This is a genomic window from Streptomyces sp. NPDC057616, from assembly GCF_042800575.1.
Taxonomy (GTDB): Bacteria; Actinomycetota; Actinomycetes; order Streptomycetales; family Streptomycetaceae; genus Streptomyces.
In genome coordinates this window covers 236,316-252,163 of record NZ_JBHVGU010000011.1, presented here as the reverse complement: position 1 = coordinate 252,163, position 15,848 = coordinate 236,316, and the positions used below count along the sequence as shown (strand labels likewise).

Annotated in this window: 15 protein-coding genes; 5 read left to right on the top strand and 10 right to left on the bottom strand. The window is 72.2% G+C overall.

What is annotated here, in order from left to right:
- Nucleotides 1-165: 165 nt before the first annotated feature.
- Together ACFU97_RS16660 and ACFU97_RS16655 are read right to left on the bottom strand one after the other, a co-directional pair.
- Nucleotides 166-966 carry a TIGR03943 family putative permease subunit gene (locus tag ACFU97_RS16660; RefSeq protein WP_384256521.1) on the bottom strand — a complete coding sequence of 267 codons (801 nt, stop codon included), beginning with the start codon at nucleotides 964-966 and terminating at the stop codon, nucleotides 166-168.
- Complete coding sequence (locus ACFU97_RS16655) at nucleotides 963-1,937, bottom strand: permease (RefSeq protein ID WP_384256554.1); 975 nt, start codon at nucleotides 1,935-1,937, stop codon at nucleotides 963-965. Before ACFU97_RS16655 ends, ACFU97_RS16660 begins: the two co-directional genes overlap by 4 nt.
- A 297-nt stretch (nucleotides 1,938-2,234) precedes the next feature.
- Here ACFU97_RS16655 and ACFU97_RS16650 point away from each other — a divergent pair, with 297 nt between their 5' ends.
- Nucleotides 2,235-4,103: an NAD-binding protein gene (locus ACFU97_RS16650; protein WP_384256552.1), complete on the top strand. Its 1,869-nt coding sequence runs from the start codon at nucleotides 2,235-2,237 to the stop codon at nucleotides 4,101-4,103.
- 157 nt (nucleotides 4,104-4,260) lie between these two features.
- Here ACFU97_RS16650 and ACFU97_RS16645 read toward each other — a convergent pair whose 3' ends face one another.
- The gene (locus ACFU97_RS16645) at nucleotides 4,261-6,075 is read right to left on the bottom strand and encodes a prolyl oligopeptidase family serine peptidase (protein WP_384256518.1); all 1,815 of its coding nucleotides are present in this window, start codon (nucleotides 6,073-6,075) and stop codon (nucleotides 4,261-4,263) included.
- 173 nt (nucleotides 6,076-6,248) lie between these two features.
- Here ACFU97_RS16645 and ACFU97_RS16640 point away from each other — a divergent pair, with 173 nt between their 5' ends.
- Together ACFU97_RS16640 and ACFU97_RS16635 are read left to right on the top strand one after the other, a co-directional pair.
- Entirely contained in the window at nucleotides 6,249-6,617 is a 369-nt protein-coding gene (locus ACFU97_RS16640; protein WP_384256516.1) for a nuclear transport factor 2 family protein, read from the top strand.
- A 44-nt stretch (nucleotides 6,618-6,661) separates the two neighbouring features.
- Nucleotides 6,662-7,444 carry an SURF1 family protein gene (locus ACFU97_RS16635; RefSeq protein ID WP_384256514.1) on the top strand — a complete coding sequence of 261 codons (783 nt, stop codon included), beginning with the start codon at nucleotides 6,662-6,664 and terminating at the stop codon, nucleotides 7,442-7,444.
- 52 nt (nucleotides 7,445-7,496) lie between these two features.
- Here ACFU97_RS16635 and ACFU97_RS16630 read toward each other — a convergent pair whose 3' ends face one another.
- The 4 genes from ACFU97_RS16630 to ACFU97_RS16615 form a co-directional block, all read right to left on the bottom strand.
- On the bottom strand, nucleotides 7,497-8,540 hold the full coding sequence (locus ACFU97_RS16630) for a hypothetical protein (protein WP_384256511.1): 1,044 nt from the start codon (nucleotides 8,538-8,540) through the stop codon (nucleotides 7,497-7,499).
- A 113-nt stretch (nucleotides 8,541-8,653) separates the two neighbouring features.
- A complete protein-coding gene (locus tag ACFU97_RS16625) occupies nucleotides 8,654-9,229 on the bottom strand; it encodes a SigE family RNA polymerase sigma factor (protein ID WP_384256550.1) in 576 nt (191 codons plus the stop codon).
- A 536-nt stretch (nucleotides 9,230-9,765) separates the two neighbouring features.
- On the bottom strand, nucleotides 9,766-10,830 hold the full coding sequence (locus ACFU97_RS16620; protein ID WP_384256509.1) for an aspartate-semialdehyde dehydrogenase: 1,065 nt from the start codon (nucleotides 10,828-10,830) through the stop codon (nucleotides 9,766-9,768).
- Nucleotides 10,830-12,107: an aspartate kinase gene (locus ACFU97_RS16615; RefSeq protein ID WP_384256506.1), complete on the bottom strand. Its 1,278-nt coding sequence runs from the start codon at nucleotides 12,105-12,107 to the stop codon at nucleotides 10,830-10,832. Before ACFU97_RS16615 ends, ACFU97_RS16620 begins: the two co-directional genes overlap by 1 nt.
- Before the next feature lie 286 nt (nucleotides 12,108-12,393).
- Here ACFU97_RS16615 and ACFU97_RS16610 point away from each other — a divergent pair, with 286 nt between their 5' ends.
- Nucleotides 12,394-13,110, top strand: a complete 717-nt coding sequence (locus tag ACFU97_RS16610; protein ID WP_384256504.1) for a TSUP family transporter — start codon at nucleotides 12,394-12,396, stop codon at nucleotides 13,108-13,110.
- Between the two features lie 37 nt (nucleotides 13,111-13,147).
- Here ACFU97_RS16610 and ACFU97_RS16605 read toward each other — a convergent pair whose 3' ends face one another.
- The 3 genes from ACFU97_RS16605 to ACFU97_RS16595 are packed head-to-tail and all read right to left on the bottom strand — an operon-like array spanning nucleotide 13,148 to nucleotide 14,802.
- Complete coding sequence (locus tag ACFU97_RS16605; protein WP_384256502.1) at nucleotides 13,148-13,807, bottom strand: DUF5063 domain-containing protein; 660 nt, start codon at nucleotides 13,805-13,807, stop codon at nucleotides 13,148-13,150.
- Entirely contained in the window at nucleotides 13,800-14,399 is a 600-nt protein-coding gene (recR, locus tag ACFU97_RS16600) for a recombination mediator RecR (protein ID WP_030053254.1), read from the bottom strand. The genes ACFU97_RS16605 and recR overlap by 8 nt, the downstream gene beginning before the upstream one ends.
- Nucleotides 14,400-14,457: 58 nt before the next feature.
- On the bottom strand, nucleotides 14,458-14,802 hold the full coding sequence (locus ACFU97_RS16595) for a YbaB/EbfC family nucleoid-associated protein (RefSeq protein ID WP_384256498.1): 345 nt from the start codon (nucleotides 14,800-14,802) through the stop codon (nucleotides 14,458-14,460).
- A 255-nt stretch (nucleotides 14,803-15,057) separates the two neighbouring features.
- On the opposite strand from ACFU97_RS16595, the gene ACFU97_RS16590 reads away from it, so the two are divergent.
- Nucleotides 15,058-15,807: an SLATT domain-containing protein gene (locus ACFU97_RS16590; RefSeq protein WP_384256496.1), complete on the top strand. Its 750-nt coding sequence runs from the start codon at nucleotides 15,058-15,060 to the stop codon at nucleotides 15,805-15,807.
- Nucleotides 15,808-15,848 lie beyond the last annotated feature (41 nt).

The window sequence follows — 15,848 nt, the reverse complement described above, 5'->3', positions numbered from 1 at the left end:
GCGGCGAGGCCGGCCGGCGGGCCCTGCGGGCGGCCCTCACCGCCCCGCAGGCGACCGCAGCGGCGGCCGGCGGGTCCGCGGCGGGACGGGACGCCTCTCTGAACGCCGCCGCCGACGACGCCGAGGAACGCGCGGTCGCCGCGGCCGACGAGGCGGGGTGGGGCGTCAGTTGTTCCAGGACTCGTCGTACGGGTCCTTCGGCGTCGGGACCGGCTTCGACGCCGTGACCCGGAGATAGGGGATCGGGCGGCCGTTCACGGGGTCCTTGGTCTGCCGGGCGGTGTAAGTCCCCGTCACCTGGAGCCACTTGTCCGGCTGGAGCACCGGGGGGATCGTGCCGGTCAGGGCGATCTTCACCGGCTGGGCGTCGGCGGCACAGCAGTTGAGGGCCATACGCACCAGGTAGGGGTGGCCGGCCTGGTCCAGGGCGACGAATCCGGTGACCTCGACCTCGCGGCCGCCGATGGAGCGGCCGTGGTCGTAGACCGCGCGGGTCGCGTAGTCGACGACGGTCAGCGGCAGCGGGTTCGAAGCCGGCAGGCGGTTGTAGCCGTACGGCTGCTGCAGCGCCGTACCGGTGCGCATCGCGCTGTACGAGCCGAGGGCCGGCGGGGCGACCAGGATGAGGGCGAGGAGGGGGAGGGCGAGGAGCCAGGCGACGCGGGGTTCACGGTGGACGTGGCCGTGACCGTGATCGCCGTGTCCCTCGTGGGTGACGTGGCCGTCGTCGTGCCCCTGCTCGTTGCCGTGACCGCCGTCGTGCCCGTCCGCGTGGGCGGGCCTGGCGCGGCCCCGCCACTCGTACCAGACGGTCGCGAGCGCCGCCGCGATCAGCACCGCGCCGGACAGGAGCAGCAGCGGCTGCAGTCCCGCCTTCACGTAGCGCAGGTAGAGGTTGGTGAAGCCCGCGTGCAGCAGGGCCGCGCCGAGCAGGAACAGGACCGCCGCCTGTGCCTGGCGGTTCACAGGAGCACCGCCCCGGTCAGGACCGCGCCCACGATCGCGAGGGCGAAGGTGGCGGGCGCGAACCGCAGCGCGAAGCCCCGGCCGAACGTGCCCGCCTGCATCGCGAACAGCTTCAGGTCGATCATCGGGCCGACGACCAGGAACACCAGCTTGGCCGTGAGCGAGAACTGGGTGAGCGACGCCGCCACGAACGCGTCCGCCTCCGAGCAGATCGACAGCAGGACGGCGAGGACGGCCAGCGCCAGGATCGCGACCAGCGGGTTGTCCGCCGCCGTGCGCAGCCAGCTCGCCGGGGCGACCGCCTTCAGGGTCGCCGCGGCCATCGCGCCGATGACCAGGAAGCCGCCCGCGTGCATCACGTCGTGCCGGACCGAGTCCCAGAACGCGGCGCCCTTGCCCTGGCCCTCGTGGTGCGGGCGCTCCGGCGGGCGCAGCCAGTCGGTACGGCCCAGGCGCTGCCACAGCCAGCCCATCACACAGGCCACCAGCAGGCTGCCGACGAAGCGGGCGAGAACCATCTCCGGGTTGCGGGGGAAGGCGACCGCGGTCGCCGTCAGCACGATCGGGTTGATCGCCGGGGCGGAGAGGAGAAAGGCCAGCGCCGCGGCCGGGGTGACGCCCCGCCGGACCAGCGCCCCGGCGACCGGCACGGACGCGCACTCGCAGCCCGGCAGCACCGCACCCGCCATCCCGGCGACCGGCACCGCGAGCGCGGGCCGCTTCGGCAGCGCGCGGGCGAAGAACGACGCCGGCACGAACACGGCGATGGCGGCGGAGAGCAGCACGCCGAGGACGAGGAAGGGCAGCGCCTGGACGAGCACGGCCACGAAGACCGTCATCCAGCTCTGCATGACGGGCGCGGAGAGCGCGCCGCGGATGGGTCCCTGGAGCACCACCAGCACCAGGAGCAGCACGATCAGGACGAGGGACTTGGTGTCGGCGGACTTCGACTCGGTCGACTTCGTGTCCACAGCATCCGTGTGGGCGGTGTCGGCGGTGTGGGTGGGTTCGGTGTCGGGTGATCGTGTGTCCGGGCCGCCGGCCACCGCCGAGTGACGGTCCGCCGACGGCGGGACTGCTCTGGTGAGGGCCACGTGCGAGGTACCTCCGGTGGTACGAAAGGGCGCTGGATTCCCTCCCCTTCGGTACGCCCGGAAAGCGGCCCCTGTTCAGTCGTTTCTGGAACCACCCGTCTCTTTGGGGCAGTCTTTTCCCTCGTGGCGAGCGTTCCGAATCAAGGGCAGCCGGGCGATGACGGGTCCGCGCACATGGTCGTGTGCGGCGACGACGGACTGGCGCACAGACTCGCCGCCGAACTGCGGGGTGTCTACGGCGAGCAGGTCACCCTCGTCGTACCGCCCTCCGAGCGCGGTGTGCGCACGCAGGTGGTCGGGCGGGCCCGGGCGACCACGGCGGCGCTGCTCGACCGGGTGGTGAACGCGACCGTCAACCGCGCGGGCGCCGCGGCCTCCGAGCCCGTGGGAACCGCCCAGGTCATGGCGGCCGCCGAGCCGACCGAGGAGGCGCTCGGCGCGGCGGGCGTGGAGCGGGCCGCCGCGCTGGCGCTCGTGTACGACGACGACGAGACCAACATCCGCGCCGCCCTCACCGCACGCCGGCTCAACCCCAGGCTGCGGCTGGTCCTGCGGCTCTACAACCGGCGGCTCGGCCAGCACATCGAGGAACTCCTCGACCAGGCCGCCGCGTTGGCCACGGGCAACGGCGACGGCGCCGGCTCCGACGCCTCCACGACCGTGCTGTCCGACGCCGACACGGCCGCACCGGCGCTCGTCGCCACCGCCGTCGCCGGCACCAGCAAGGTCGTCCAGACCGACGGCCTGCTGCTGCGGGCGGTGGAACGGTCGCCGATGGCCGGGCAGCTGGCCCAGCCGGGACTGGCCACGCTGGCGGTGCTGTCCTCGGACAGCACCGAGGGCGGCGCGGAGCAGGGCCCGGAGCTGCTGCCCGACGGGGCGGCGGTACGGGCGGCGACCGGCCGCGGCACCGTCGTCCTCGAGCAGGTCTCCTACGCCGGGCCTGAGCTGCCGCCCGCCCGTGGGGCCGTGGCGTTCGCGTCGCTGTTCTCGCGCCGGCTGCGCTGGTCGCTGGCGGGCCTGGTGGGGTGCGTGCTCGCGCTCGCGGTGGCCCTGTGGGTGGTGACGGGGATGCATCCGCTCAGCGCCTTCTATCTGACGCTGCTCGACCTGTTCGCCATCGACGACCCCGCGATCGGCGCGTCCGTCGGACGGCAGATCCTGCAACTCCTGTCCGGACTCACGGGGTTGCTGCTGCTGCCGGTCCTGCTGGCCGCGGTGCTGGAGGCGCTGGGCACCTTCCGCACCACGTCCGCGCTGCGCAAGCCCCCGCGCGGGCTGGGCGGGCACGTGGTGCTCCTCGGCCTCGGCAAGATCGGTACGCGCGTGCTGACCCGGCTGCGCGAACTGCGCATCCCCGTCGTGTGCGTCGAGTCCGACCCCGAGGCGCGGGGCCTGGCGACCGCGCGACGGCTGCGGGTACCGGTGGTGCTCGGCGACGTCACCCAGGAGGGCGTCCTGGAGGCGGCCAAGATCCACCGGGCGCACGCGCTGCTCGCCGTGACCAGCGCCGACACCACGAACCTCGAGGCCGCGCTCTACGCCCGGTCGGTCCGCCCGGACCTGCGGGTCGTCCTGCGGCTGTACGACGACGACTTCGCCACCGCCGTGTACCGGACCCTGCGCGCCGCCCATCCGCGGGCGTCCACCCGCAGCCGCAGCGTGTCCCACCTGGCGGCGCCCGCCTTCGCCGGGGCGATGATGGGCCGCCAGATCCTGGGCGCGATCCCGGTGGAGCGGCGGGTGCTGCTCTTCGCCGCCGTGGACGTGGGCGGCCATGCGCAGCTGGAGGGGAAGACCGTCGCGGAGGCGTTCCGGCCGGGGGCGTGGCGGGTGCTCGCCCTCGACACCGGGGCCTCCGGCGGCCGGCGGGAGGAGCCGGCCGCGGAGGAGGCGTACGAGGAGCTGCCGGGATCGGGGCTGGTGTGGGATCTGCCCGACACGTATGTGCTGCGCGGCTCGGACCGAGTTGTGCTGGCGGCGACCCGGACGGGGCTGGCGGAGTTGCTGGGGCGGAGGTCTCGGGAGCGGGCCGGCTCGTGAGCAGGCCGGCTCGTGAGCAGGCCGGCTCGTGAGCGCTGCGGCGCTGCAGCGGGCGTTTGCCGGGGCTGCCGCCCCCAGACCCCCGCTTCGGCCCTGAACGGGCCTCGTCCTCAAACGCCGGGCGGGCTGAGAGCTCCGCCCGCCCGGCGCCGGGATGTCACCCCAAGTGCCGCTCCGCGAAGTCCAGTTCAAGCCGGACCTGCTTGATCCGCTCGTCCACGACCAGTGAGCCGTGGCCGGCGTCGTAGCGGTAGACCTCGTGGGTCGCGCCGCGGGCCTCCAGGCGCTTGACGTAGTTCTCGATCTGGCGGATGGGGCAGCGGGGGTCGTTGACGCCCGCCGAGATGTAGACCGGGGCCGTGACCTCGTCGACATAGGTCAGCGGGGAGGAGGCCTCGAAGCGGTCGGGCACCTCCTCCGGGGTGCCGCCCAGCAGGGTGCGGTCCATGGCCTTCAGGGCTTCCATCTCGTCGTGGTACGCCGTGACGTAGTCGGCGACCGGGACCGCGGCGATGCCCAGGGTCCAGGCGTCCGGCTGGGCGCCGATGCCGAGAAGGGTGAGGTAGCCGCCCCAGGAACCGCCGGTCAGGATCAGGCGGTCGGGGTCGGCGAGGCCCGACGTCACCGCCCACTCGCGGACCGCCGCGATGTCCTCCAGCTCGATGAGGCCGACGCGGTGCTTGAGGGCGTCGGTCCAGGCGCGGCCGTAGCCCGTGGAGCCGCGGTAGTTGACGCGGACCACCGCGTACCCGTGGTCGACCCAGGCCGCCGGGCCCGCGGCGAAGGCGTCGCTGTCGTGCCAGGTCGGGCCGCCGTGGATGTCGAAGACGGTGGGCAGCGGGCCGGTGGCGCCCGCCGGCTTCTGCACCAGGGCGTGGATGCGGCCGCCGGGGCCCTCCACCCAGACGTCCTCCACGGGCACCGAGCCAGGCGACTTCATGCCCGGCGGGTCCAGGACGACCCCGCCCGTCGTCGAGCGGACCGCCGACGGTTCGGCGGCCGAGGACCACAGGTACTCCACGCTGCCGTCCGGGCGGGCCGTCGCGCCGGAGACCGAGCCGGGCGGGGTGGGGATCTTCTCCAGCGTCCCGCCGGCCAGGTCGAGGCGGAACATCTCGCTGCGGGCCTCGAAGCTGTGCACGATGAGCAGGCCGCTGCCGTCCGGATACCACTCGGCGCTCACGTCGCCGGGCAGCTCCAGGGCCAGGTCGGTCTCCTCGCCGGTGGCCGTGTCCCACACCATCGGCTCCCAGCGGCCACGGCGCTGGTGGCCGACGAGCAGACGGGTGTCGCCGTCGACGGGTGCGAAGCCCAGGACCTCCAGGCCCAGCTCCTCCTTGCCGCCCTCGGTGTCGTCCAGCTCGGCGACCGCCGTGCCGTCGAGCCGCACGACGCGCAGGGCGGAGTGCATCGCGTCGCCGTGCTCGGTGTGCTCGATGGCGATCAGTGCGCCGTCGTGGGAGAGGTCGCCGACGCCCGCCGACTCGCGGTGGCGGTAGATCTCCACCGGGTCCTCGCCCGTGCGCGAGAGATGGATCGTCGTGCCGTCCTCGTCGGTGGAGCGGCCGACGACCGCCGTACGGCCGTCCCGGGCGAGGGCCAGGCCCGCCGGGTAGGAGGCCTCCAGGCCCTGCGTCGCGAGCTCGTTCTCCCCGCCCGTGAACGGCTGCCGGCGCCAGACGCCGAACTCGTCGCCGTCCTTGTCGTCGAACCACCAGATCCACGTGCCGTCGGGGGTGAGCACGCCGTCCGTCGTGCCGTTCGGCCGGTCGGTCACCTGGCGGCGCTCGCCCGTCGACCGGTCCCAGGCATACAGCTCGTACGTCCCCGTCGCGTTCGACACGAACAGGGAGCGGTCCGGTGCGTCCTCCGCCCAGTCGGGCAGCGACACCCGCGGCGCCCGGAAGCGCTTCTCCCAGTCCGGCATGTCCTCTTTCCGCTCCGGCGCGGCGGACCCGTTGCTCTCAGTCATGACCCCATACTGCCTGCTCCCTGTGAACCTGTGCGGGCGGGATCCTCAGCCTGTGGACAACTTCTACCCGGCCCTTACCCGCCCCCGTGCGGCCGCGCCCGCGAACCATCCCCGATCAGGGTGTTTGCCCAGGTCAGATCCGATTGTCAGTGGCGGGGTGCAGACTTCTCGACATGACCGATCTGCGCAAGACAGTCGAGAGGTTCTGGGCCACCGCCGCGGCCCGGGACTGGAGCGCCTTCGCGGACACCCTGGCCGAGGACGTCGTCTACACCCTGCCGCAGACGCGCGAGCGGATCACCGGCCGGCAGCGGTACGTGGAGTTCAACCGCGAGTATCCGGGCGACTGGCGCCTGAGGATCGAGCGCATCGTCGCGGAGCCGGGCCAGGTGGTGAGCTGGATCCACTTCACCGTCGGCCTGGAGGAGATGTACGGCATCTCGTTCTTCACCGGCACCGACCGGATCACGTCCATAACCGACTTCTGGCCGGAGCCGTACGAGCCCCCGGCCGGCCGGGACCACCTCACCGAGCGGTACTGACCCCGCGGCGGGCCCGCGTCCGGCCGCGCCGTACCTTTGAAGGCGTGTACCGGTTTCTGCTGACGTCCCGCTGGTGGGGAATCAACGTCTTCGTGCTGCTCGCCATCCCCTTCTGCATCTTCATGGGGTCCTGGCAGCTGAGCCGCTTCGAGGGCCGGGTGCAGGACCACCGCGACGCGGCCGAGCAGGTCAGGACGGACCGGCACGAGGCGGCCGGCCCGCTGACCGAGCTGCTGCCCGTCAACAAGGCGACGTCCGGCCGGCAGGCCACCGCGACCGGTCGGTACGGCAAGCAGCTGCTGGTCCCCGACCGCGACCTCGACGGCAAGCAGGGTTTCTACGTCCTGACGCTGCTGCGCACCGACGGCGGCAAGGCACTGCCCGTGGTGCGGGGCTGGCTGCCGGGTTCCGCCGACACCGCGAAGGCGCCCGCCGCGCCCACCGGTGAGGTCACCGTCACCGGCGCGCTGCAGGCGTCCGAGACGCCCGGGGACGACGGGGTGAGCGCCCAGGGCGGTCTGCCGGCCGGGCAGACCGGGGCGATCAGCTCGGCGTCGCTGGTCAACCTCGTGCCGTACGACGTGTACGACGCATGGATCACGCTCGACAAGGCCGACAGCGGGATGAAGGCCGTGCCGGCCAAGGCGCCCACGGGCTCCGGCCTCGACCTGAAGGCGTTCCAGAACCTCGGCTACACCGGCGAGTGGTTCGTCTTCGCCGGGTTCGTGGTCTTCATGTGGTTCCGGCTGCTGCGCCGCGAGGTCGAGTTCGCGCGGGACGCGGAGATGGGCCTGGTGGCGGAGGAGGAGAAGAGCGTGACCGTCTGACCCCGGTGGGGGCGCGAGCCCCCGCCGGGGTCAGACGGTCACGCCTGCCGCCTCACGCCCCGGCCAGCACCCCGGTGAAGTAGACCGTCCCGGCGCACGCGTTGGACACCGGTGCCGACACCGTGGGCGAGCCCGCCTCGGTCGTGTGGGACACGACCACGCTGCCGTCCGCGGTGCCGTCCTCCCGCATCAGCTGCGTGGTGACGCCGCTGTCGGTGCCGGTGGACGTCGAGCCGGTGGTGCTGCCGGCGTCGCCGGTCGGCGTCGGCGTGGCGGTCGGACCGCCGTCGGTGGTGCCGCCGTTGCCGCCCGTGCTGGGGCAGGCCGCCGAGGGCACGAAGGCGAACTTCTCCTCGTAGGCCGCGCCCGGCTGCAGCAGCAGCCCGGTGACCTCGGTGGAGGGATCGGGCAGGCCGGCCGCCGGGTCCCCGGCCACGTGCCGCTGCGCGCCGACCTTGGTGGCGTCCGCGGCGCCCTGCGCGAGCACGGTGACGCTTCCGGCCCCGCCCACGCTGCACGCGGCGGTGGAGGTGTTGACGACGCGGAAGGTGCCGTAGACCGTGCCCGCGGAGTCGGGGGCGTCGACGGACTGGGTGGCCGAGCCGAGCTGCTCGGCGGTGCACACCGGGACACCCGCCGCGCTGGTGGCCGCCGGGCCGGTGCCCGCGCCGCTGCCCGTGCCGGGTGTGCTGCCCTTGCCCTTGCCGTCGCCCTTCGTACCGCCCTTGCCCTTGTCCTGCGCGGTGCCGGAACCGCCCCCGGCAGTGCCCTCACTGCCGGCGGCTTTTCCCTGGCTCGCGCCGCCCTGCGCCTGTGAGGCCTGGCCGGCGACGGACGGGTTGACGTCGGAGCCCGTGGCTCCCGAGACGTGCAGCAGGGCCGGGACGGCCGTGCCGATGAACAGGGCGGCCGCCGCCATGCCCACGGCGGCCTGCCGCTTGCGGGCGCGCCGTGCGGGCACGGCCCGCCGCAGATGGTCCAGCGTGCCGTCACGGGGCTCGACCGTCTCCACCGCCTGCTGCAACATCCTGCGCAGGGCCTGCTCGTCCGAGTCGAACCCGTCCTCGGGGCTGCGGTCGTCGCGGACGTGGTTCACAGTTCCGTTCCCAGCGTGCGGTTGCGAGTGTTCTTGCTCGTGCGTGCGTGTCGGCTCATGCCACGCGAAAGGTTCGTGTCGGTCATGGGAGTCGGGCCCCTCGGCGTCCTTGTTCATGCCGGCGCCTCCATCGCGATCCGGAGGGCCGCGATGCCGCGGGAGCCGTACGCCTTCACCGAACCCAGCGATATCCCGAGCGACTCGGCGACCTGGGCCTCGGTCATGTCCGCGAAGTAGCGCAGCACCAGGACCTCGCGCTGGCGGCGCTGCAGTCCCTTCATGGCCTTGATCAGGGAGTCGCGCTCCAGCTGGTCGTAGGCACCCTCCTCGGCGCTCGCCATGTCGGGCATCGGCTTCGAGAGCAGCTTCAGGCCCAGGATGCGGCGGCGCAAGGCCGAGCGGGAGAGATTGACGACCGTCTGACGCAGGTACGCCAAGGTCTTCTCGGGGTCGCGGACGCGTTTGCGTGCCGAGTGCACGCGGATGAAGGCCTCCTGGACGACGTCCTCGCAGGAGGCGGTGTCGTCGAGCAGGAGGGCGGCGAGTCCCAGCAGCGAGCGGTAGTGCGCGCGGTAGGTCTCGGTGAGGTGGTCGACGGTGGTTCCGGCCGCCGCGACGTCCTCGGCGCCTTCGCGCTGATTCGGGATGCGGGTGGGCCGCGCTGCGGGCATGGGCGCGATCACCGGCATGCCGCCGGGCGTACCGGGCATGCGGGGTCGTAGGGACGGACGGGGCGGCCGCAGGGCCGTGCCGCGCGTCGCCGCAGAGAAGTCGAGTACCTCAGCCACGACAGTTGGACACGTTCACCCCCGTCAGGGTTGTACGTGCCGAGCGTCACTTCTGCGTCGCATCGCGCCACCGGCTGTCTTGCATCGGGCAGCATCACCGACCGTGCGTCAAACGCCCTCATGCCTACCCGCTCTTCCCCTATGTCCTGAATGTTCGAGACGTCCCCACGTCTCGCCGCGCCTGCCCGCACCCCTGAAGGGCGTTCGCAAAGACGCTCCCCGCCCTCCGCGCGGTTGCGGAGGGCGGGGAGGAAAATCTTCGGATGCCACCCGGCTCCGAGGCAAGTGGTCCGGACCATTACCCCGGGTCCGTGCAGCCCACAAATCCTACAAAGCAAACCGGCCACGGCCAGCGCTTTTCCGGCGGCAACCCCTTGCTTCGATGTGTGTTGCACGTGATACGTCACACCATGGGAGCGCGCCCACCGCCCGGAGTGTCACACGAACTCGGCGGCCACCAGTTCCGCGATCTGCGCGGTGTTGAGGGCGGCGCCCTTACGCAGGTTGTCGCCGCAGACGAAGAGTTCGAGCGCCGTCGGGTCGTCGAGCGCGCGCCGCACCCGGCCCACCCAGGTGGGGTCGGTGCCCACCACGTCGGCGGGGGTGGGGAACTCGCCCGCGGCCGGGTCGTCGTAGAGGACGACACCGGGCGCCGTCGCGAGGATCTCGCGTGCGCCGTCGACGGTGACCTCGCCCTGGAAGCGGGCATGGACGGTGAGGGAGTGCGTGGTGACCACCGGCACCCGGACGCAGGTGACCGCCACGGGCAGCTCGGGCAGGCCGAGGATCTTGCGGGACTCGTCCCGCACCTTCATCTCCTCCGAGGACCAGCCGTCCTCACGCAGCGACCCGGCCCACGGCACGACGTTCAGCGCGACCGGCTCGGGGAAGGGCCCGGTGCTGTCGCCCACGGCCCGCCGCACGTCACCGGGGTTGGTCCCGAGCTCCGTGCCGGCCACCAGCGACAGCTGCCGGCGCAGGGTGTCGACCCCGGCGCGGCCCGCCCCGCTCACCGCCTGGTACGAGGAGACCACCAGCTCGCGCAGCCCGAACTCGGCGTGCAGCGCGCCCATCGCCACGATCATGGAGAGGGTCGTGCAGTTGGGGTTGGCGATGATCCCGCGGGGCCTGAGGCGCGCCTTGTGCGGATTGACCTCGGGCACCACGAGCGGCACCTCCGGGTCCATCCGGAAGGCGCCGGAGTTGTCCACCACGACCGCGCCCTTGGCCGCGGCGATCGGCGCCCAGTGCGCGGAGACCTCGTCGGGCACGTCGAACATGGCGACGTCGACCCCGTCGAGGGCCTCCTCCGTCAGCGCCACGACCTCGACCTCCTCGCCGCGCACGGTCAGCTTGCGGCCGGCCGAGCGCGGCGAGGCGATCAGACGGATCTCGCCCCAGATGTCCGCGTGCTGGGACAGGATCTGGAGCATGACCGTGCCGACCGCTCCGGTCGCACCCACGACCGCGAGCGTCGGTCGCACGGACCCGTGCCCCGCCATCAGCGTCCTGTGCCCCCGTAGACGACGGCCTCGTCACTGTCGGAGTCGAGCCCGAAGGCGCTGTGCACGGCGCGCACGGCGTCGGGCACGTCGTCGGCGCGGGTGACCACCGAGATGCGGATCTCGGAGGTCGAGATCAGCTCGATGTTCACGCCGGCGTCGCTGAGCGCCTCGAAGAAGGACGCGGTGACACCCGGGTTGGTCTTCATGCCGGCGCCGACGAGCGAGATCTTGCCGATCTGGTCGTCGTAGCGCAGCGAGTCGAAGCCGATGGCCGTCTTCGCCCGCTCCAGGGCGTCGATGGCCTTGCGGCCCTCGGTCTTGGGGAGGGTGAAGGAGATGTCCGTCAGCCCGGTGGAGGCGGCGGACACGTTCTGCACGACCATGTCGATGTTGATCTCCGCGTCCGCGATGGCGCGGAAGATCGAGGCGGCCTCGCCCGGCTTGTCCGGGACGCCGACGACCGTCACCTTGGCCTCGGAGGTGTCGTGAGCGACACCGGAGATGATGGCCTGCTCCACCTTCTGGTCCCCTTGCTTGATCGGTGTGCTGCTGACCCAGGTGCCCTGCAGTCCCGAGAAGGACGAGCGCACGTGGATCGGGATGTTGTAGCGGCGGGCGTACTCCACACAGCGGTGGAGCAGCACCTTGGAGCCGGACGCGGCGAGCTCCAGCATGTCCTCGAAGGCGATCCAGTCGATCTTCTGCGCCTTCTTCACCACGCGCGGGTCGGCGGTGAACACGCCGTCCACGTCGGTGTAGATCTCGCACACCTCGGCGTCGAGGGCGGCGGCCAGCGCGACGGCGGTGGTGTCCGAGCCACCGCGGCCGAGGGTCGTGATGTCCTTCTTGTCCTGGCTGACGCCCTGGAAGCCGGCGACGATCGCGATGTTGCCCTTGTCGAGCGACTCGCGGATCCGGCCCGGCGTGACGTCGATGATCCGGGCTTTGTTGTGGACCGAGTCGGTGATGACGCCTGCCTGGCTGCCGGTGAACGACTGGGCCTCGTGACCCAGGTTCTTGATCGCCATGGCCAGCAGGGCCATGGAGATGCGCTCTCCGGCGGTCAGCAGCATGTCGAACTCACGGCCGGCCGGCATCGGGGATACCTGCTCGGCGAGATCGATCAGCTCGTCCGTAGTGTCGCCCATCGCGGAAACGACCACGACCACCTGGTGGCCGTTCTTCTTCGCTTCCACGATCCGCTTGGCGACGCGCTTGATGCCCTCGGCATCGGCTACGGAGGAGCCTCCGTACTTCTGCACGACAAGGCCCACGTGCGCTCCTCGTTCCGTCTCTTTTCCGCAGATACGCATATGTACTGCGGTCGGCTCAGTCTATCGAGCGCCCGAAATCGACCCTGCCGGAACCACATGGTGAGATCCGGCGCTCCAGCACGGTCCCTGCCCCCGTTGCCGGTGAACAGTCCGCAAAGTGGGCCAGGTCACCCTATGGGGCTCCCGGTGCCCGTGGGCCGACCTAGGGCCTGTCTGTCGATCAGCTCGGCGTCGCTGGCCCTGGCACGCGCATCTGACCCCGAAAGACAGGCCCTAGAGTCGCGCCATGACGGACGTACTGCTGGCGGGTGTCGTGCTGCTCGGCTCCTGCGTCCAGTGGCTGACCGGCATGGGCTTCGCCCTGGTCGCGGTGCCCGCGCTGATGCTGCTGCTCGGCCCGGTCGGGGCGGTCGTGCTCGCCAACTGCGTGTCGGGGGTCATCTGCGTCGTCGGGCTGGCCGGTGGCTGGCGGCGGGTGCGTCCCGGCGCGATGGTGCCGCTGTGCCTCGCGGCCGCGTGCACGGTGCCGGCGGGCGCCTGGCTGACCCGCCAACTCCCCCAGCCTGTACTGCTGTTGGTGATGGGCGGGCTGGTGACGGTCGCCGTGCTGCTCGTCCTGCGCGGCGCCCGGGTGCCCGCGCTGCGCGGCACCAAGGGGGCGGTCGCGGCGGGCGCGGTGGGCGGCTTCATGAACTCGGCGGCGGGCGTGGGCGGCCCGCCGATCTCGCTCTACGCCGTCAACGCGGGCTGGACGGTACGGGAGTTCGTCCCCAACGCGCAGTTCTACGGCGTCGTCGTCAACGCCTTCTCGCTGGCCGCGAACGGACTGCCGCAGCTGACCGGCGCCCGCTGGGGCTGGGTCGCCGCCGCGATGGCGGTGGGCGCGGTGATCGGCCGGGCGCTCGCCGAGCGCATCCCCGAGAAGCGGGCCCGCCTGCTGGTGCTGACCCTGGCCCTGACAGGCGGCGTCACCGCGCTCGGCAAGGGGGTGTGGGGACTGTGACCGGGGCCGTCCCCACCTCTCGGACGGGGCGCCGGAGTCACTTCCCCGTCTGCATCCCCAGCGGCCCCGCGATCTCCTCCTGCATCACCTTGCCGGCCTCGAACTCGAGGGTCTCGTCGCCCATGCCCTGGTCGGTGTCCAGGCCGTCGAGTTCCGCCAGGGGCTGGTTGAGGCGGACGTGGGCGACCACCGACTGCAGGGCGCGCAGGGTCGCCGAGGCCGTCGAGCCCCAGTTGGAGAAGTAGGAGAACTGCCACCACCACAGGGCCTCCGTGGTGCGGCCCGCCCGGTAGTGCGCCATGCCGTGGCGCAGGTCGGTGATGACGTCGGTGAGGTCGTCGGAGATGCGCGCCGGCACCGGGGCCTTGCGCGGCTCGTAGGGGTCGAAGACCTCGGAGTAGACGTCGATCGGATCCAGCAGCCTGGCGAGGTTCTCGCGGAGCTCGTCCACGTCGGCGTCCGGGCCCGTGTCGGGCTCGTAGCGCTCGTCGGGGACGATGTCCTCGTGCGCGCCGAGGCGGCCGCCGGCCAGCAGCAGCTGGGAGACCTCCAGCAGCAGGAAGGGGACGGCCGAGTCCGGCTCGTCGCCCTTGGCCACCTCTCTCACGGCTACGAGAAAGCTCTCCACCTGGTCCGCGATCTGAACCGCGAAGTCGTCCGGGTCCGGGGACGTGGCGTGCAGCTTGGCGTCAGACATCTAGGAGTCGTCTCCCCTCGAAGGCGCGGCCGAGGGTCACCTCGTCCGCGTATTCCAGGTCACCACCCACCGGGAGGCCGCTGGCCAGGCGGGTGACCTTGAGGCCCATGGGCTTGATCATGCGGGCGAGGTAGGTCGCGGTGGCCTCGCCCTCCAGATTCGGGTCCGTGGCCAGGATCAGTTCCGTGACCGTACCGTCCGCCAACCGCGCGAGAAGTTCTCGTATACGCAGGTCGTCCGGTCCGACACCCTCGATCGGGCTGATCGCTCCGCCCAGGACGTGGTAGCGGCCCCGGAACTCGCGGGTGCGCTCGATGGCGACCACGTCCTTGGGCTCCTCCACCACGCAGATGACGGCGGGGTCGCGACGCGTGTCACGGCAGATGTTGCACAGCTCCTCCTGTGCGACGTTGCCGCAGGTCGCGCAGAACCTGACCTTCGCCTTGACCTCCATCAGGGCCTGCGCGAGCCGTCGTACGTCCGTCGGTTCCGCCTGCAGGATGTGGAAGGCGATCCGCTGGGCGCTCTTGGGACCGACGCCGGGCAGCCGCCCCAGTTCGTCGATGAGGTCCTGGACCACGCCTTCGTACAACGGCCTGCCGCCCTTCCTGGGTTCCTTCAGTACGTACGGTAGTTGGCCGGGACCCGTCTTAGAAAGGCAGGCCCGGGATACCGCTGCCGCCGCCCAGGCCCTGCGCCAGCGGGCCGAGCTTCTGCTGCTGGAGGGTCTGGGCGTTCTCGTTGGCCGCCTGGACCGCCGCGACGATGAGGTCCGCGAGAGTGTCGGTGTCCTCGGGGTCGACCGCCTTGGGGTCGATCTTCAGCGCGCGCAGCTCGCCGGAGCCCGTGACGGTGGCCCGCACCAGACCGCCGCCCGCCTGTCCGTCGACCTCCGTCTGTGCCAGCTCCTCCTGCGCCCGCTGCAGGTCCTGCTGCATCTTCTGGGCCTGCTGGAGCAGCTGCTGCATATTGGGCTGGCCACCACCGGGAATCACGATCAGCTCCTGGTTTCGTACGGCTTCGTCGGCGAGGTTTTCCCGCCTGGCACGAGCCTACGTGGTCCGGGCAGCCATCGCCCCGGCACTCTTTCGAGTGAGCCCCTGCCGAGTCCTATACCTGATCAAGACCCACTTCCGGGCGGAAAAGAGGTGAATCCATGGGCTTCGCCACCCATTGGGCGGTAGGAAGGGTCGGGCACATCAGCATCAGGTGTCACGCTACGTGATCGGTCGTGATCAGAAGGAGTGCGGGTGGGTCAGCCGGAGATGCAGCCCGAGGGTCCGCCTCAGGACGGGCGGGGCGAGGGTGCCGCCGGGCTCCGGCCGGGCGATCTGACCGGGCGCGCGTTCCCGCTCGGCGACTGGGGCGAGCCGGCCGAGCGGCTGCACGAGCTGTACCGGTGGGTGGAGCACGGGGCGCTGGAGACGGCCGCCTGGTATCTCGCGGATCGGGCGTGGAAGCGGCGGGGTGCCCGGGTGCTGCGCGCGGGGGCCGCGGCGGGCGCCGTGACCGGGGCCGCGCTGCCGCTGCTGGACCTGACCGGGGTGGCCGCCGGGCCGCCCACGTGGGGCTATCTGGCGCTGCTGCTGGCGGTGGCCTGTGTGGCCGTCGACCGCTACTTCGGCGTGACCTCGGGCTGGATAAGGGACGTGGCGACCGCGCAGGCCGTGCAGCGCCGGCTCCAGGTGCTGCAGTTCGACTGGGCCTCGGAGAGTGTGCGCGAGGTGCTGGGTCCGGCGGAGGGGACGGCGAGCGAGGCCGCCGAGCGGTGCCTGGGCATCCTGCGGCGCTTCTCCGAGGACGTGACCGAGCTGGTCCGCACGGAGACGGCCGACTGGATGGTGGAGTTCCGCAACGGCTCGGCGCCGATGGGGATCCAGTCCGCGGGCAGCGGGGCCGGCCGCCAGGAGCTGGGGGGCGTACCCGGCCGCTTCCCGCTGCCGCCGGGGACGGCCGCCCGCCCGAACATGCCGCGCCAGCGCCCGCCCGAGCCGAGGTGACGCCCGGCCCCGGCGGCTTGCACCGCTGCGGGCCCGGCGGT

Coding starts and splice junctions, on each gene's coding strand:
- ACFU97_RS16640 (WP_384256516.1), top strand. CDS start 6,249: ATGACCGATCTGCGCAAGACAGTCGAGAGGTTCTGGGCCACCGCCGCG.
- ACFU97_RS16650 (WP_384256552.1), top strand. CDS start 2,235: ATGGTCGTGTGCGGCGACGACGGACTGGCGCACAGACTCGCCGCCGAA.
- ACFU97_RS16620 (WP_384256509.1), bottom strand. CDS start 10,830: ATGGCGGGGCACGGGTCCGTGCGACCGACGCTCGCGGTCGTGGGTGCG.
- ACFU97_RS16625 (WP_384256550.1), bottom strand. CDS start 9,229: ATGCCGGTGATCGCGCCCATGCCCGCAGCGCGGCCCACCCGCATCCCG.
- ACFU97_RS16605 (WP_384256502.1), bottom strand. CDS start 13,807: ATGTCTGACGCCAAGCTGCACGCCACGTCCCCGGACCCGGACGACTTC.
- ACFU97_RS16645 (WP_384256518.1), bottom strand. CDS start 6,075: ATGACTGAGAGCAACGGGTCCGCCGCGCCGGAGCGGAAAGAGGACATG.
- ACFU97_RS16610 (WP_384256504.1), top strand. CDS start 12,394: ATGACGGACGTACTGCTGGCGGGTGTCGTGCTGCTCGGCTCCTGCGTC.